The organism is Streptomyces luteireticuli, from assembly GCF_041519305.1.
Lineage (GTDB): Bacteria > Actinomycetota > Actinomycetes > Streptomycetales > Streptomycetaceae > Streptomyces > Streptomyces luteireticuli.
The window spans coordinates 1,025,587-1,044,044 of the sequence record NZ_CP167927.1; the positions used below are offsets into that span (position 1 = coordinate 1,025,587).

Here is an 18,458-nt window from a genome sequence, read left to right on the forward strand (position 1 = left end):
GGTAACCGCCGAGCTCCAGGAGACGCGGGCGCAGCTGCGGGCGGCGGAGTCTGCGGCCGGTGAGCCGGTGGCGATCGTCGGGATGAGCTGCCGCTACCCCGGCGGCGTCACCTCGCCGGAGACCCTGTGGGACCTGGTCGCCGACGGCGGCAGCGGCATCTCCGGGTTCCCCGGCGACCGGGGCTGGGACCTGGCCGGGCTCCTCGACCCGGACGGCGAGCGGCCGGGCACCTCGTACACGGCCGAGGGCGGATTCCTGCACGACGCGGGCGAGTTCGACGCCGGGTTCTTCGGGATCTCGCCGCGCGAGGCGCTGGCGATGGACCCGCAGCAGCGGCTGCTGCTGGAGACCTCCTGGGAGCTCTTCGAACGCGCCGGGATCGACCCGACGTCGCTGCGCGGCAGCCGCACGGGCGTCTTCATCGGCGCCAGCTTCCACGACTACGGCAGCCGGCTGCCCGCGATCCCGGCGGAGATCGAGGGCCACGCCCTCACCGGCGTGGCGGGCAGCGTCCTGTCCGGGCGCCTCTCCTACACCTTCGGGCTGACCGGTCCGGCCGTCACGGTGGACACGGCCTGCTCGTCGTCCCTGGTCGCGCTGCATCTGGCGATGCAGTCCCTGCGGCAGGGCGACTGCTCCCTCGGCGTGGTCGGCGGTGTCGCCGTGATGTCCACGCCGGACCTCTTCACCGAGTTCAGCAGGCAGCGGGGGCTGGCGCGCGACGGCCGGACCAAGGCGTTCTCCGGCGACGCGGACGGCATGGTCGCCGCGGAGGGCGTCGGGCTGCTGCTGGTCGAGCGGTTGTCGGACGCCCGTCGCAACGGGCACCGGATCCTCGGGGTGATCCGCGGTTCGGCGGTGAACCAGGACGGCGCCTCGAACGGCCTCACCGCCCCCAACGGACCGGCTCAACAGCGCGTCATTCGCGAGGCGTTGGAGAGTGCCGGGCTGTCGGCCGCCGAGGTGGACGTGGTGGAGGCGCACGGCACGGGCACCGCGCTCGGCGACCCGATCGAGGCCCAGGCCCTTCTCACCGCCTACGGCCAGGACCGGCCGGAAGACCGCCCCGTCCTCCTCGGCTCGGTCAAATCCAACATCGGCCACACCCAGGCCGCCGCCGGTGTGGCAGGCGTCATCAAGATGGTCATGGCCATGCACCACGGCCACGTACCGGCCACGCTCCACGCCGACGAGCCCACCCCGCACGTCGACTGGACCACCGGAGCCCTCGAACTCGCCACACATGCCCGCCCCTGGCCCGAGACCGGACACCCGCGCCGCGCCGCCGTCTCCTCCTTCGGCGTGAGCGGTACGAACGCGCACATCATCGTCGAGGAGACCCCGCCTGCGACCGCCCCCGAGACCACCGCCGCTCCGGTGGTCGGGGTCATGCCGTGGGTGCTCTCCGGCCGCACGGAGGCCGCACTCCGCGAACAGGCCGCGCAGTTGCGGGAGTTCGCGGCCAACGGCGATCACGCATCCGCCGACATCGCCTGGGCCCTGGCCACTCAGCGTGCCGCTCTGGAACACCGGGCGGTCGTGGTCGCCGAGGACCGGGACACCCTGCTCGCCGGACTCGACGCGATCGCCACCGGGGAGCCCGCTCCCCACGTCGTCAACGGCACCGTCACCGAGACTCCCGACGAAGGCCCGGTCTTCGTCTTCCCCGGACAGGGATCCCAGTGGCCCGGCATGGCCACCGAACTCCTCTCCTCTCAGCCCGTGTTCGCCGACTCCATCGACCGGTGCGCCGAAGCACTCACCCCCTTCATCGACTGGGATCTGCACGAAGCGCTGCGGGACGAAGAACTGCTGCGACGCGTGGACATCGTCCAACCCGCCCTCTGGGCCGTCATGGTCTCCCTCGCCGCACTCTGGCGCTCCCTCGGCATCGAACCGGCCGCCGTCATCGGCCACTCACAAGGCGAAATCGCCGCCGCCTGCGTCGCAGGCGCACTCACCCTCGACGACGGAGCACGACTCATCGCCCTCCGCAGCCAGACCATCGCCCGCGAACTCGCCGGACACGGCGGCATGCTCTCCCTCGCCGCCACCGAAGAACGCGCCACCGAGCTCCTCGCAGGCCACGACGACGTGTGGATCGCCACCGTCAACGGCCCCACCTCCACCGTCGTCGCAGGCAACCCGACCGCGCTCGCCGCCCTCACCACCGAAGCCGAAGCCGCCGGTCTGCACCCGCGCACCATCGCCGTCGACTACGCCTCCCACACCCCCCACGTCGAACGCATCCACAACGAACTCCTCACCCTCGCCGCCGAGATCACGCCCCGCGACGGCGACATCCCGCTCTACTCCACGGTCACGGGCGGCCTCGTCCCCGGCCGGAGCCTGGACGCCGCGTACTGGTACCGCAACCTGCGCGAGCAGGTCCGCTTCCACCCCACCATCGAGGCCCTGACCGACGACGGCCACACCACCTTCCTCGAAATCAGCCCCCACCCCGTCCTCACCCACACCAACACCACCACCATCCCCACCCTCCGCCGCGACCACGGCGGACCCACCCAACTCCTCACCTCCCTCGCCACCCTCTGGACCCACGGCCACACCCCCAACTGGCACCACACCCTCACCACCGGCACCCCCCTCAACCTCCCCACCTACCCCTTCCAACGCGAGCACTACTGGGTCCCGTCCACCGGTGGCGTCTGTGACGTCGCCGGGGCCGGGCTGTCGGTCGTCGGGCATCCGCTGCTGTCGGCCGGGGTGAGCGTGGCCGGTGGCGGGTTCGTGTTCACCGGGCGGCTGTCGACGGGTTCGCACCCATGGCTGGCCGACCACGCGGTGGCGGGCCGGGTCCTGGTGCCGGGCGCCGCTCTGGTGGAGCTGGCGCTCCGGGCGGGTCAGCAGGTGGGCGCGGAGCGGCTGGAGGAGCTGGTCCTGCACGCCCCGCTGGCCGTACCGGACGACGGTTCGGCCGTCGACCTCCAGGTGGGCGTCGACACACCGGACGAGCACGGAGCGCGCGCGGTGCGGCTGCACTCCCGCCCGCACCGGCCGGGGCCGGAGGACGACCAGGCCGACTGGACCTGCCACGCGACCGGTCTGCTGACCGTGGCGCCGTCGTCCGACGGCGCCGGGGAGTCCGACGCCGCCGGGGAGCCGGAGACCGTGTGGCCGCCGGCGGGTGCCGTCCCGGTGGAGACCGAGGGCTTCTACGAGCGGGCGGCGGAGCACGGTTACGCCTACGGGCCCGTGTTCCAGGGCGTCCGGGGCCTGTGGAGGCGTGGCGACGAGTTGTTCGCCGAGGTGCGGCTGCCGGAGTCGGCCGTCGGCGCTGCCGCCCGGTTCGGGGTGCACCCGGCGCTCGTGGACGCGGCGCTCCAGACCCGTCTGCCGGACCTGTTCGCGTCCGGCGCGGAACGGATGATGCCGTTCTCCTTCACCGGGGCCCGTCTCCACGCCACCGGTGCGACCGGCGCCCGCGTACGGGTGTCACCGTCCGGTCCGGACACCGTGTCGGTGCTGATGACCGACCTGGCCGGGCTGCCGGTCCTCACCCTCGACGGCGTCGTCTCGCGTCCGTTCGCCGCCGACGCCGCGCCCGTCGCCGGGCCGGTCGCGGACTCGATGTACGAGGTGCGGTGGACGCCACAGCCGGCCGGCGCCCCGGAGGGGCCGGTGGCGGTGCTCGGCCGTGCCCTGCCCGGGCTGGACGCACCCGTGCACACGGACGTCGCGGCGCTGCTGGCCGCCGTACGGGCGGGCGAGCCGGCCCCCGCGACGGTGCTGTTCCCCTGCCCCGCGGACGAGGCGCAGGAGGAGCAGGGCGACGACGTCCCCGCCGTGAGCCGTACCCTCCTCGCCACGGCACTCGCCACGGCCCAGGAGTGGCTGGACTGCGCCGAACTCTCCGAAGCACGCCTGGTGTTGGTGACCTCGAACGCCGCGCCGGTGCTGCCCGGCGAGCGGGGCGGCGTGGCCGTCTCCGCCGTCCGCGGCCTGTGGCGCACGGCGTGTGCGGAACACCCGGACCGGTTCGCGCAGGTGGACCTCGACGCCGATCCCGCGTCCGCGCGGGCGCTGCCGGGTGCGGTGGCCGCCGGGGAACCCGAACTCGCGGTGCGTGGCGGTGCGGTGTCCGTGCCGCGGCTGGCGCGGGTGGCGCCGTCGGACCCGGCGGTGCTGGCGGTCCCCGCGGGGACCCGCGCCTGGGGGCTGGACCTCGGCACGGCGGGGACGATCGAGGGGCTGCGTCTGGCGCCCCGTCCCCGTGCGGAGGAGCCTCTGGCCCCCGGACAGGTCCGCGTCGGCGTCCGCGCCACGGGGGTCAACTTCCGTGATGTGCTGGCCTCGTTGGGGGTCGTCCCGGACCGGGAGTCGATCTTCGGCAGCGAGGGCGCCGGAGTGGTGCTGGAGGTCGGTCCCGGGGTGGACGGCCTCGCGGTGGGCGACCGGGTGATGGGGCTGCTGTCGGGCGCGTACGCGGGTCCGGTGGCGGTGGCCGATGCCCGGATGGTCGTGGCGATGCCCGACGGCTGGTCGTTCGCGCAGGCGGCGACCGTTCCGGCGGCCTTCCTGACCGCCTATTACGCCCTGGTCGACCTGGCGGACGTCCGGCCGGGCGAGTCGCTGCTGGTCCATGCGGCCGCCGGCGGTGTGGGCATGGCCGCGGTGCAGCTGGCGCGGCACCTCGGCGCCGAGGTCTATGCGACGGCGAGCGAGCCGAAGTGGCCGGTGGTGCGCGCCTCGGGCGTTCCGGCCGGGCGTCTGGCCTCGTCCCGTACGCCGGAGTTCACCGAACGGTTCCTCGCGGAGAGCGGCGGGCGCGGTGTCGACGTCGTACTGAACTGTCTGGCCCGTGAGTTCGTGGACGCCTCGCTGGCGCTGCTGCCGCGCGGCGGCCGGTTCGTCGAGATGGGCAAGACGGATATCCGTGACGCCGACGAGGTGGCCGCGGCCCGGCCGGGCGTGCGGTACCGGGCGTTCGACCTCGGCGAGGCCGGTGCGGACCGGCTGGGGGCGATGCTCCGCGAGCTCAAGGAGCTTTTCGGGCAAGGGGTGTTGTCTCCCCTGCCGGTGACGGCCTGGGACGCGCGCCGGGCCCCGGAGGCGTTCCGGCACATGAGCCGGGCGCAGCACACGGGCAAGGTGGTGCTCACCGCTCCCCCGGCGGCGCTCGACGGCACGGTGCTGGTCACCGGCGGTACGGGCGTGATCGGGTCGGCGGTGGCCCGCCGGCTGGTGACGGACCACGGGGTGACCGACCTCGTCCTGGCGGGCCGCAGGGGCACGGAGGCTCCTGGTGCCGAGGAACTCGCGGCGGAGCTGGCCGAGTTGGGTGCCACGGTCCGCGTGGTGGCCTGCGACGTGTCCGACCGGGACGCGCTCGCCGCTCTGGTGGACGGCCTGCCGCGGCTGCGGGGCGTGGTGCACGCCGCCGCCGTGCTGGACGACGGTGCGGTCCCGTCGCTGACCCCGGAGCGGCTGGACGCCGTGCTGCGCCCGAAGGCGGATGCCGCCTGGCATCTGCACGAGCTGACCCGGGGCCGCGATCTGGCGCTGTTCGTCCTGTTCTCGTCGGCGGCCGGGGTGTTCGGCTCGGCGGGCCAGGGCAACTACGCGGCGGCCAACGCGTTCCTGGACGCCCTGGCCCGGCTGCGGCGTTCCGAGGGGCTGCCGGCGCACTCCCTCGCCTGGGGCCTGTGGTCCGAACGCAGCGCCTTGACGGGTGACTTGGGGACCTCCGACCTGGGCCGGATGCGTCGTCTGGGCGTGCGTCCGCTGTCCTCCGCCGAGGGCCTGGCCCTCTTCGACGCGGCGGTGCGGGCGCCCCGTGCGCTGGCGGTTCCGCTGCGGCTGGACGTGGCGGCGCTGCGCGAGCGCGGTGAACCCGCCGCGCTGCTGCGCGGGCTGGTGCGGCCGGTGACGCGGCGCGGCGCGGTGAACGCGGCGCCGGGCGCGGCGGGCGGGCACCGCGAGCGGCTGGCCGCGCTGCCCTCGGCGGAGCGCGAGCGCGCCCTGACCGGGCTGGTGCGCGCCCACGCGGCCGTGGTGCTGGGGCACGCGGACGCCGGGGCGCTGGCGGAGGACCGGTCGTTCAAGGACCTGGGCTTCGACTCGCTGACGGCCGTGGAGCTGCGCAACCGGCTCGGCACGGCGACGGGTCTGCGGCTGCCGGTGACGGCGGTGTTCGACCACCCGACCGTGGCCGCGCTGGTGGCCGAGCTCGGCCGGCTGCTCGTACCGTACGGGGGCGACGCCGCCCCCGTACGGACGGAGCGAACGGCGGCGGCCCCGGACGACGACCTGATCGCGATCGTCGGGATGAGCTGCCGTTTCCCCGGCGGGGTGCGCACGCCCGAGGAGCTGTGGCGGCTGCTGGCGGACGGGCGGGACGCCATGGGGCCCTACCCGGACGACCGCGGCTGGCAGGCCGATCTGGACGGCGCGTTCGCGCCCGTCGGCGGTTTCCTGCACGACATGGCGGAGTTCGACGCCGAGTTCTTCGGGATCTCGCCGCGCGAGGCGCTGGCGATGGACCCGCAGCAGCGGCTGCTGCTGGAGACGGCGTGGGAGGCGTTCGAGTCCGCGGGCATCGATCCGGCCGCCCTGCGGTCCACGTCGACGGGTGTCTTCGCCGGGCTGATCTACAACGACTACGCGGCGCGGTTCCCGCGGCTGCCGGAGGGCTTCGAGGGGTACCTCGGCAACGGCAGCGCCAACAGCGTCGCCTCGGGCCGGGTCGCGTACGCGCTGGGCCTGGAGGGTCCGGCGATCACGGTGGACACGGCGTGTTCGTCGTCCCTGGTGGCGCTGCACCTGGCCGCGCAGGCGCTGCGGCAGGGCGACTGCGCGCTCGCCGTGGCCGGTGGTGCGACGGTGATGTCGACGCCGCGGCCGATCGTCGAGTTCAGCCGGGTCGGCGGACTGGCCCCCGACGGCCGGTCGAAGGCGTTCGCCGCCGACGCGGACGGGATGGGCTTCGCCGAGGGCGTCGGCATGCTGGTGGTGGAGCGGCTGTCCGACGCGCGCCGCAACGGGCACCGCGTCCTGGCGGTGATCCGTGGCTCCGCGCTCAACCAGGACGGGGCCTCCAACGGCCTCACCGCACCCAGCGGACCTGCTCAACAGCGAGTCATCCGGCAGGCGTTGGAGAGTGCCGGGCTGTCGGCCGCCGAGGTGGACGTGGTGGAGGCGCACGGCACGGGCACCGCGCTCGGCGACCCCATCGAGGCCCAGGCCCTCCTCGCCACCTACGGCCAGGACCGGCCGGAAGACCGCCCCGTCCTCCTCGGCTCGGTCAAATCCAACATCGGCCACACCCAGGCCGCCGCCGGCGTCGCCGGAATCATCAAGACGGTCCTGGCCATGCACCACGGCCATGTTCCCGCCACCCTCCACGCCGACGAGCCCACCCCGCACGTCGACTGGACCACCGGAGCCCTCGAACTCGCCACACACGCCCGCCCCTGGCCCGAGAGCGGACGCCCGCGCCGCGCCGCCGTCTCCTCCTTCGGGATCAGCGGCACCAACGCCCATGTGATCCTGGAGCAGGGCCCCGTGGCGCCCCCCGTTCCCGGTGTCCCGGATGTGCCGGTGCCGTGGGTCCTCTCGGCGAAGAACGCGGAGAGCCTGCGCGAGCAGGCCCGCCGCCTGCTGGAGCGGGTGACGGAGGACCCGGCGCTGTCCCCGGTGGACGTGGCGCGTTCGCTGACGGCCCGTTCGGTGTTCGCGCACCGCGCCGTGGTGGTCGGCCGGACGCGTGCGGAGTTCCTGGACCGCCTGGCGGCCCTGACCCGTGACGAGCCCGTCGCGGGCGTGGCCGAAGGGGTGGCGGGCGGACCGGCCGGGCCCGTGTTCGTCTTCCCCGGGCAGGGGTCGCAGTGGGCCGGGATGGCCGTCGATCTGCTCGACGCGTCACCGGTGTTCGCCGAGTCGCTGCGCGAGTGCGCCGAGGCGCTCCGGCCCCACACCGGCTGGGACCTCCACGAGGCGCTGCGGGACGAGGAGTTGCTGCTCCGTGTCGATGTCGTGCAGCCCGCGCTGTGGGCGGTCATGGTGTCCCTGGCCCGGCTGTGGCGGTCCCACGGGGTCGAACCGGCCGCCGTGGTGGGGCACTCGCAGGGCGAGCTGGCGGCGGCGTGCGTGGCGGGGGTGCTGTCCGTCGCGGACGCGGCCCGGATCGTCGCCCTGCGCAGCCGGCTGATCGGCCGTGAACTGGCGGGCCGCGGCGGCATGGTGGCGCTCTCCATAGCGGCGGACCGGGCGGAGGAGCTGCTGGCGCCGTGGGGCGAGCGGATCGCCGTGGCGGCGGTGAACGGGCCGCGGTCCATCGTGGTCGCCGGTGACGCGCCGGCGCTGCACGAACTGCTCGCCGTCTGCGAGCGGGACGGGGTGCGGGCCCGTCGCGTCCCGGTGGACTACGCCTCGCACACCGCGCAGGTCGAGCGCCTGCGCGAGCCGCTGCTGGAGCTGGCCGGGCCCGTCGTGCCCCGGTCCGGCGACGTGCCGATGCACTCCACGGTGACCGGCGCCCTCCTCGACGGCGAGGGTGCCGACGCCGCGTACTGGTACCGCAACCTGCGCGGGACCGTGCGCTTCGAGGAGGCGACCCGCGCCCTGGCCGAGGCCGGGCACCGGGTGTTCGTCGAGGTGAGCCCGCACCCGGTGCTGCTGCCCGGGCTGGAGCAGACCCTGGAGGAGGCCATGGAGAAGGCCGGGGACGGCCGGGCGGCGGTCGTCGGGACGCTGCGCCGCGCCGAGGACGGCCACGAGCGGTGGCTGACCGCGCTGGCCGAACTGTTCGTGGCCGGTGGCCCGGTGGACTGGACGGGCACCTTCGACGGCGGCCGTCCGGTGGACCTGCCGGCGTACGCCTTCCGTCGGCGCCGGTACTGGCTGGACGCCCCGGACCGCTCGGGCGGCGCGGACTCCACCGGGCTCTCCGCCGTGGACCACCCGCTGCTGTCGGGTTCCGTCTCCCCCGCCGGGAGCGACACCCTGCTGTTCACGGGCCGGCTCTCCCGTACGGTCCGGCCCTGGCTCGGCGAGCACACCGTCATGGGCGGCGTCGTGCTGCCGGGCAGCGTCTTCGTCGACTGGGCGCTGTACGCCGGGCGCGCGGCCGGCTGCCCGCAGCTCGCCGAACTCGCCCTCCAGGAGCCGCTGTTCCTGGACGCCCCGGGCGGCGTGGACGTCCAGGTCCACATCGGGGCGCCCGATGCCGCGGGGCAGCGGGAGCTGACGGTGCACTCCCGCCCGGAGTCCGCGGGCGACGGCGACGACTGGACGTGCCACGTCCGGGCGGTCGTCACCCCGGTCGTCACCCCGGAGGAGGGGGCGGACGGGGACTTCGGCGGCCTGTCCGGCGCCTGGCCGCCGGCGGACGCGTCCGCCGTCGCGCTGGACGGCCACTACGACGTACTGGCGGAGCGCGGCTTCGCCTACGGCCCCGCCTTCCGCGGGCTGCGCGCGGCGTGGCGCCGGGGCGAGGAGGTCTTCGCCGAGGTGGTGCTGGGCGAGGAGGCGGGCTCCGCGGACGGGTTCGTCCTGCATCCGGCGCTGCTGGACGCGTCGTTGCACGCGCTGGGCGCGGGCGGGGCCGCGGACCCGGAGGTGCGTATGCCGTTCTCCTGGTCCGGGGTGCGGGTGCACTCCGCGGCGCCCGGCGCCGTCCGGGTGCTGCTGTCGCCCACCGGGGCCGACGCCGTCGCCGTCCGCGTCGCCGACGGCATGGGCGAACCCGTCCTCTCCGTCGAGGAGTTGACGCTCCGCCCGGTGGACACCGACCGGTTCCGGGAGGCCGCCGGGGCACGTCCCGCACGGCGGCGGGCACCGGTCGACCCGTCCGCGGGCCGCCGCGTCCTGGACGCGGCGCCGCAGGAGCGGCCCGCGCTCCTGGTCGAGCTCGTCCGCGAACAGCTCGGCGCGGTGCTCCACCACGACGACGCGGCGGGCATCGGCCCGGAGGTGGAGTTCCTGGACCTGGGGATGGACTCGATCGGCGGCATCGACCTGCGCGACCGGCTCGGCCGGCTGCTGGGCCTGCGGCTGCCGGCGACGACGACGTTCGAGCACTCGACCGTCGCGCAACTCGCCGCCCACCTCGCCGGTCTCGTGACCGAACAGCCCGTCGCCGAGACGAGCATCGAGGCGGCGCTCGCCTCGGCCATGGCGCCGTCGTCGGCCTTCGACAGCATCGCGGCGCTCTACCACCAGGCGTACGCGCTCGGCCGGGCCCAGTCCGACGGCATGGCGCTGATCCAGGCCGCCGGGCGGCTGCGGCCCTCGTTCACCGCCGCGGACGCCGCGGACCACACGCTGCCGCCGGTGCGGATGGCGTCCGGTGACGGGACGCGGGCCATGCTGATCTGCCTGCCCGCCATCACGGCGACGGCCGGACCGATCCAGTACGGCATGATGGCCCAGATGTTCGGGGGCAGGCGCGACGTCCTCTCGCTCGTCAACCCGGGCTACAACGAAGGCGAGTTGGTCGCCGACAGCTTCGCCTCCCTCGTCGAGCTGCATCTGCACCAGCTGCGCACGACCGTGGGCGACAGGCCGTTCGTCCTGGTCGGGCACTCGATGGGCGGGCTGATCGCCCACGCGCTGGCGGAGCTCGCCGAGCGGGAGGGGCCGGCGCCGAGCGCCGTCGTCCTGCTGGACACCTTCCAGGCGACGCACCAGTTCTCCGAGAAGACCATGATCGCGATGAACGAGGGGCTGGACTCGCGCGAACAGCTCCTCGGCCCGCACGCGCTGACCGGGACGAAGCTCACCGCCAGCGGGCGCTACAACGCCCTGCTGATGGAGGAGTGCGTGCCGCAGCCGATCGCCGCCCCGACGCTCTTCCTGAGCGCCGCCGACCCGATGCCCCATCAGGACGAGGGGTTCGAGGACGGCGGCTGGCGGGCCGAGTGGCCGCTGCCGCACACGGGCGTGGCGACGCCGGGCGACCACTTCACGCTCATGGAGCACAACCTCCCGCTGACCGCCGAGGCCATGGAGAGCTGGCTCTCCGAGCACGGTCTCTGACCCCGTTCCCCTTCCGCACCACGTTTCCTACCGATCCCACCATCAGGCAAGGAACCCATCATGACCATGCCCGCCCTCGACCGGGTGGCACCCCCCGGCACGGACCTCGTCTCCGACCCCTTCCCGCTCTACGCGCACCTGCGGGAACAGGGCCCCGTGCACCGCGTGCCGACGTACGACGAGGGCCATGTGTGGCTCGTCGTCGGACACGAGGAGGCGCGTGCCGCGCTGACCGATCCGCGGCTGCGCAACGACATCCGGTACTCGTCCTCCTGGCAGGACGACGGCGGCCACGCCATCGGGCTGAACATGCTCCAGACCGACCCGCCGCACCACACGCGGCTGCGGAAGCTGGTGGCCCGGGAGTTCACCGCGCGCCGGATCGAGGCGCTGCGCCCGCGGGTGCAGCAGATCACCGACGAACTCCTGGACGCCATGCTGCCGGCGGGCCGGGCCGACCTCGTCGAGGCGTTCGCGGCGCCGCTGCCCATGGCGGTCATCTGCGAGCTCCTCGGCGTCCCGGCCGAGGACCGCAAGCAGTTCGGCGCCTGGTCGAGCGAGATCGTCTTCCCGAGCTCCCCGGAGGCGGCGGGCGCCGCGGTGATGGGCATGACCGGCTACCTCGCCGAGCTCATCGAGGCCAAGCGGCAGGGGGACGCCGACGACCTGCTGAGCGCGCTGGTACGCACCATGGACGAGGACGGCGACTCGCTCTCGCCCGAGGAAATGCTCGGAATGGCGTTCCTGCTGCTGGTCGCCGGGCACGAGACGACCGTCAACCTCATCGCCAACGGCACGTGCGCGCTGCTGCGCCACCCCGGGCAGCTGGCGGCGCTGCGGGCGGACATGACGCTGGTCGACGGGGCGGTGGAGGAGATGCTCCGCTACGACGGCCCGTCGCAGACCACGGCCCACCGGTTCACCGCCGAGCCCGTGGAGATCGGGGGCGTCACGATCCCGAAGGGCGACCCGGTGATGGTCTTCCTGGCTGCGGCCAACCGCGATCCGAAGCGCTTCCCGGAGCCGGACCGCTTCGACATCCGGCGGGACGCGCGCGGCCACCTCGGCTTCAGCCACGGCGTGCACCACTGCCTGGGCGCCCCGCTGGCCCGGCTGGAGACGACGATCGCCCTGCGCACCCTGCTGGAGCGGTGTCCCGGGCTGGCCTTCGACACCGATCCGGCGGAGCTGGCCTGGCGGCCGAGCCTGATGCGCGGCCTCTTCCACCTGCCGGTGCGGTTCTAGCACCGGTGTGTGCCCTCGACGCTCCGGCACCGAGGGCACACACCGGCCCCTTCCCATCACCCTCCGTGAGGCCGTCGTCCGCATAACGGACGTATCTGCGCACCCCTGTCCGAGATCGCATACTCATGGTCTTCCGATCTCGCATATTGGACAGGTAACGCCCATGAGCCGGACACTCACCTCACCGCCCCCGACGCCGACGGGGAGCCCGTCTCCGCAGCACACCCCGCTGTCGAACGGGCTCAAGCAGCGCCACCTCTCGATGATCGCCCTCGGCGGCGTCATCGGCGCCGGCCTCTTCGTGGGCTCCGGCGCGGGCATCGCCGCGGCCGGTCCGTCGATCGTGCTCGCCTACGCCGTGTCCGGCCTGCTCGTGATGTTCGTGATGCGCATGCTCGGCGAGATGTCCGCCGCGAACCCGTCCTCGGGCTCGTTCTCCGTCCACGCCGACCGGGCCATCGGCCCCTGGGCGGGCTTCACCGCCGGCTGGATGTTCTGGACCCTGCTGGTCGTGGGCGTGGGGATCGAGGCCATCGGCGCCGCCCACATCCTGCAGGGTTGGTTCCCCGGCACCCCGTCGTGGATGTGGGTGCTGATCCTCATGGCGCTGTTCTGCGCCACCAACCTGGGGGCGGTCGCCAACTTCGGCGAGTTCGAGTTCTGGTTCGCCGCCCTGAAGATCGGCGCCATCGCGCTCTTCCTCGTCCTGGGCGGACTGGCCATCTTCGGCCTGCTGCCCGGCACCCACGCCCCCGGGGCCGCGCACCTGGTGCACGACGGCGGCTTCATGCCCGCGGGCGCCAACGGCCTGCTCGTCGGCCTGCTGGCCTCGCTCGCCGCCTACGGCGGCCTGGAGACGGTGACCATCGCCGCCGCCGAGTCCGAGGACCCGGTGCGCGGCGTCGCCAAGGCCGTCCGTACGACGATGTGGCGCATCGCCATCGTCTACGTCGGCTCCATGCTGGTGATCGTCACGCTGGTCCCGTGGAACGACAAGGCCGTCACGGAGTCCGGCCCCTACGCCGCCGTCCTCGACCGCCTCAATGTCCCCGCGGGCGGCCAGGTCATGAACGTCGTCGTCCTCATCGCCCTGCTGTCCGCGATGAACGCCAACATCTACGGCTCCTCGCGCATGGCCCACTCGCTGGTCTCCCGCGGCCAGGGCCCGAAGATCCTCGCCAAGGTCTCCGGCCAGGTCCCGCGCCGCGCGGTCCTCGCGTCCTGCGCCTTCGGCTTCTTCGCCGTGCTCCTGTCCTACTGGTGGCCCACCACCGTCTTCGCCTGGCTGCTCAACATGGTCGGCGGCGTCGTCCTCATCGTCTGGGGCTTCATCGCCGCCTCGCACCTCCTGCTGCGCCGCCGCCTGGAGCGCGAGACCCCCGGCCAACTGGTCGTCCGCATGTGGGGCTTCCCCTATCTGACCTGGCTGACCCTGGCCGGAGTCGTCGGCGCCCTGGCCCTGATGACCCTCCAGGCCGACACCCGCGTCCAGCTGTACTCCACGGGCGGCCTGGCCATCGCCCTGGCCGTGATCGGCCGCCTGCGCCAGCGCACCGCGGGCTGACCCCCGCCCGTCCCCGAAGGCCCCGCCGACCTCGCGTCGGCGGGGCCTTCGGCTTCGGCAGCGGCGAACTGCCGGCCACCGCCCGTTCTCGCCTGCGTGTGCGGCGAGCACATCCGCCTCGCCCGTCATGCACAGCGCTGCCGACGTGATGTTCGCGCAGCGGCCGCACCAGGCCCGCTACGGCGCTATGTGCCTCGGTGGACGCCGCCTGCCCACGACCGCGGGCCGGCCGTCGCGCCGCTCCCTGCTTCCCGGCCACGGGACTCCCCGGCCGCGCGCCCGCCCGAACGGGGCGACCGCCAGGGCGGCAGCCGCCGCGAGGCAGGTCAGGCCGCCGAGAATCAGGCTGTAGCGGGCCCCGAGGGCTTGGGCGGTCCAGCCGGCCAGGGGGGCGCCCAGGGGGGTGCCGCCGAGCAGGACCAAGAGATACAGGGACATGATGCGGCCCCGCATCACGGGCGGAGCATGGCATTGGGTCATGGCGTTGGCGGCCGTGGTCACCAGGACGGCGGCAAGACCGGTCGGGACCAGCAGGGCCATGAAGGTGCCGTAGGTGGGCATGACGCCGACGGCGGCTTCGAGCAGGCCGAAGGCCGCGACGCGGCCCAGCAGGACGGGTGCGGTGACCGGGCCGCGGCGGGGCGCACCGAGCAGCGCGCCGAGCAGGCCGCCCGCGGCATAGGCGGTGGTCAGGGCGCCGAAGGCAGTGGCGTCGGAGTGGAACACGGCCTTCGCGGCCATGGGGATGGTGACCTGGAAGTTGAGACCGGCGGTGCCCACCACGGCCGCGGCGGTGATGGGCACGAGCAGGTCCGGGTCGGTCCGGACATGGCGCAGGGCCACCGATACCCGAGTGGTGCGCCGTTCGGTGCCCGGTGCGGGCGGCTCGTCGTACCGGCGCAGGGTGGCCAGGACGGCCACGACCGTGAGGTACGAGGCGGCATTGAGCAGGAAGACCGGGCCGGTACCGGCCGCGGCGATCAGGACGCCGGCCAGGCCGGGGCCGAGCAGCCGCGCGGCGTTGAACTGGGCGGCGTTGAGGGACACCGCGCGGGGGATCCCGTCGCGGCCGACCAGCTCGCCGATGAAGGCGTGGCGGGCGGGGCCGTCCAGAGCGGTGGCCGCTCCGAGGGCGAAGGCGAGGCCGTAGACGTGCCAGAGGTGCGCCGAACCGGTCATCGTCAGGATGCCCAGCACCAGTGCCTGCAGGCTCATCGAGGTCTGGGTGACGAGCAGCAGCCGGCGTTTGGGGCGGCGGTCGGCCAAGGCGCCGCCGTAGAGCCCGAACAGGGTCTGCGGCAGGAACTGCAGGGCGACGACGATGCCCAGGGCGTGGCCGCTGTCGTGCGTGAGCCGGAGCACCAGCCAGCCCTGGGCCGTGCGGTGCATCCAGGTGCCGACGTTGGACACCGCCTGTCCGGCCAGATAGCGCCGGAAGGCACTGCTCCCCGGCGCGCGGACCGCACCGTCACGCCGGCTCACCGGGTCGCCTCCTGGGTGAGCGTCCGTCCCAGGGGGTGAGGCAGTGCGACATAGCCGGCATGCCGGTCGGCCTCACGGGCCCAGCGCAGCAGCAGGTTGGCCTTGGCGGGCAGGGGGACGCCCGAGAGCAGGGCGCGCAGCTGCGGCGGGTTGCCGACGTGCCGGGCGTACTTGTCGAGGTGATCGCGGACCCGCGCCCACAGCTCCGGTTCCAGGGCGGGGTGCAGGTCGGCCAGCGCGGCGAGCATCTCCGCAACGTGGTTGACCAACAGGCAGTACGCGACCCGGTTCCAGCCACGGGCGGCGTCGTAGGTCAGTGGCTCCCGGACGTCGGCGGGCAACTCGGCCAGGGTGCTCCGATGGTGGCCGGGCAGCAGTTTGACGCCTTCCAGGTCGCGGAAGAGCACCTGGGCCGGTGTTCCGTCCGCGTGCACCCCCACGACGACATTCTGCAGGTGGGGCTCCAGGACGACGCCGTACTCGAAGAAGGCGGCCAGCACCGGTGGCAGCAGCAGCCCGAGATAGGTGTCCCACCAGGCCAGCGCGTCGCCGTCACCGAGGGCCAGCAGCCGGGAGACCTGCGCCGCACTGGTGGGGTACTCATCGGCGACCGCGGCGGCGAGCAAGGGAGTCACGCCGGGCAGCAGATGGGAGCGCAGGCCCTCGCGCACGATCACCCCGAACCCCTCCACGACATCCCTGTCGCCGTACAGGTCCAGGCTGCGGTAGCCGAATTCGGCCAGTATTCCGCAGCCGGGAAACCGGAGTGCCAGTTCGACGAAAACCGGCTGCACGATCCTGTTCAGCACGACCGCCCCGGACAGTTCGTAGAGCGCATTCCTGCGGACGCAGTTGGTGAGCCGGACATCGAGGCTGAACTTCAAGAACACGTCCAGCGTGGGCTGGTACAGCGTGCGGACCGAGGCGGTCGCCGCGAAAACGGGACCGCCACTGCCCAGGTCCCGTATCTGGCCGCGCTCCAATGCCCGTCTGAGACCCGGGTGTTCGAGCAGCATCCGGTACTGCCAGGGATGTGCCGGCAGGAGTGCGGCCTCCCGGTCCGGCAACGGGTGCAGGCGGTCCAGCATCCGGTGGTCGCCTTCGCCGGTCAGCAGGTCCGGGCGGACGGCCAGGTAGCGCAGCGGAAACCGTGCACCGGTCTCCGGCCCGTGGAGCAGCCACCTCCGGGCGTCTCCGCTACGTGCCTTGGGGGTGGGGTGGAACCGGTGCCCGTAGATCAGCGACTGCTCGGATTCCAGATACGGCTGCCGTGGCGGACTCCGACGCGCGCGTCCGGCCACCGCGATGCCGATCACCTCGTGGCTGTTGGCCACTTGGTCCAGGAATTCCTCGTTGCCCGTGCCGGTGCGCACTTCGAGCTCGTCGCGGACGCAGCAGGCCAGTTCGTGCCAGCCGATGGGTCTCCACGTCAGACCGTCATGCCGCTCGACGGGCCCGGAGAAGCGGTGTGCGCCGATCATCGAGGCCCGGCGCACGGCGACCCGCAGCAGCACGCCGCACCGGGGCAGCCGCAGCAGAAGGTGCCGCCCGGCGATGGCGGTCTGGCCCTCGGGGGCACACACCTCACGCACCAGACAGTTGAGCAGGGTGTGTGCGGTGACGAGGCCGGCGATCCCGGCCGGCATGCCGGTGACCGGTCCCGTGGTGGGCGCGGTCATGCGTCCTCACCCCCGCCGGTCGCCCGGCCCGGCAGCGGGTTGGGGATCGCCGCCCACTGCGCGGGGCGCGGATCGGGGGCCAACCGCATCGCGGTGGTCGCCTTCAGCGGCCAGGTGGCACCGAAGAACGCCTCGGCGTCCCCATTGGCGGGCAGCGTGGCGAAGACGTCCCGGGCGACGGCGGCCACCACCGCCCACAATGCCTCGGGCTCCCTGCGCCGCGCTCTCGCCAGCGCCGTGACCAGTTCGCTGAACAGCCCGCTGAGCAGCGACCCGAACAGTTTGACCCGCAGGGCGTGCACGTCCTTGCCGACGCGGTCGCCGGCCAGCGGCGGCAGCGTGATCCTGTGCTCCGCCAGACGGTGCGGGTTGAGCCGCAGCCCGTCGAGATCCCGGTAGAGCACCCGCACCGGCCGGCCGTCGCGCAGCACGACGAGGGTGTTCTGCCCGTGCGCCTCCAGCGCGATGCCCAGGGACAGCAGCGTCAACGCGGGCGGCAGGACCAGTTCGGCGAACTCCGCCAGCCAGCCGGCCGCGTCGCCGGCCACCCACGCCGCCCCGGTGGCGTAGACCGCGGTCAGCGGTGCCGCGACCTCTCCCCCGGCGAGATCGTGGTCGCTGGACTGCCGCAGCATGACCGCCAGACTCGGGCTCGGCCGCCCGTCGACGTACACCGCGCCGCCGCCCACCTCGTGCAGAACACGCAGCCGGTCGCCGTATCCGGCCCGGTCGACGACCTCGGCGAGCAATGCGGACAGTGCCGGCCCGTCGGCGACCTCGACCGGCGAGATCGTGCGCCTGCGGCTGGTCATCTGCACGTCCAGGGCCGTCTTGATGTGATAGCCGTGCAGTGTTTCCCGCGGTGCCAGGGTCCGGAACGACAACAATGGCCGGGCGGGAATCGTGCGACGGGTGACCACGAGGCCCGGGTGACCGCCGACGACATGATCACGCTGCCAGGGATGCACTGGCACCAGCACCGTTCCTCCCTCGCGCAGTTCCTGTGGCCAGGTGCCGCTGCTCCGCCACAGAGCGGCGGGTACCGCCAGCACGGCGAGATCGACGACCGGATGGTGTTCGGGGGCGTAGGCCAGGACCTCGGCCACCGACAGACCGCTGCGGGTACGGCAACAAGGATGCTGCGGGTGACCGTCGGTCACCACCTGCTCGGCGGCCACGGAATCGGCCACCGCGGCGCAGGTGCCATCGGCCGCGGTGCGGGCGAGGGCGAGGTTCACGACGCTGTTGTCCAGCTCCTCGGCGAGCCGCAGCGAGCCCGGGGTGCCCAGCTCCAGCGCCTCCAGCAGCCGGGCCGGCTGTTCCACCGGCCCGCCCGGGCCCATGACGCCGAAGTCGGCGGGCACTTGGGCGAATCGTGCGGCAGCGCTCGCCGGACCGACCAGCCGGCCGCCGTTGGCAAGGGTCACCACCAGTTCCTCGCCGCACCGACGCCGTCGTGCGATGCCCGGTAACCGCTCCCGGGCGAACG

General features: G+C 73.8%; 5 protein-coding genes and 1 pseudogene. 3 read left to right on the forward strand and 3 right to left on the reverse strand.

The features are described from left to right. Nucleotides 1-7: 7 nt before the first annotated feature. From AB8735_RS04400 to AB8735_RS04410, 3 genes and pseudogenes are all read left to right on the forward strand, one after another. Nucleotides 8-10,999, forward strand: a pseudogene (locus tag AB8735_RS04400) (SDR family NAD(P)-dependent oxidoreductase); the annotation flags it as partial. A 60-nt stretch (nucleotides 11,000-11,059) separates the two neighbouring features. Further along, nucleotides 11,060-12,244: a cytochrome P450 gene (locus AB8735_RS04405; protein WP_344027248.1), complete on the forward strand. Its 1,185-nt coding sequence runs from the start codon at nucleotides 11,060-11,062 to the stop codon at nucleotides 12,242-12,244. Nucleotides 12,245-12,407: 163 nt separating this feature from the next. Further along, the gene (locus AB8735_RS04410; protein WP_372405492.1) at nucleotides 12,408-13,808 is read left to right on the forward strand and encodes an amino acid permease; all 1,401 of its coding nucleotides are present in this window, start codon (nucleotides 12,408-12,410) and stop codon (nucleotides 13,806-13,808) included. A gap of 177 nt (nucleotides 13,809-13,985) precedes the next feature. On the opposite strand, the gene AB8735_RS04415 is transcribed toward AB8735_RS04410, so the two are convergent. The 3 genes from AB8735_RS04415 to AB8735_RS04425 are packed head-to-tail and all read right to left on the reverse strand — an operon-like array spanning nucleotide 13,986 to nucleotide 18,396. Continuing rightward, on the reverse strand, nucleotides 13,986-15,290 hold the full coding sequence (locus tag AB8735_RS04415; protein ID WP_372405493.1) for an MFS transporter: 1,305 nt from the start codon (nucleotides 15,288-15,290) through the stop codon (nucleotides 13,986-13,988). Continuing rightward, on the reverse strand, nucleotides 15,287-16,969 hold the full coding sequence (locus tag AB8735_RS04420; RefSeq protein WP_372405495.1) for an IucA/IucC family siderophore biosynthesis protein: 1,683 nt from the start codon (nucleotides 16,967-16,969) through the stop codon (nucleotides 15,287-15,289). Before AB8735_RS04420 ends, AB8735_RS04415 begins: the two co-directional genes overlap by 4 nt. Further along, nucleotides 16,966-18,396, reverse strand: coding sequence for an IucA/IucC family siderophore biosynthesis protein (locus AB8735_RS04425; RefSeq protein ID WP_372405496.1), 1,431 nt, complete (start codon nucleotides 18,394-18,396; stop codon nucleotides 16,966-16,968). Before AB8735_RS04425 ends, AB8735_RS04420 begins: the two co-directional genes overlap by 4 nt. Nucleotides 18,397-18,458 lie beyond the last annotated feature (62 nt).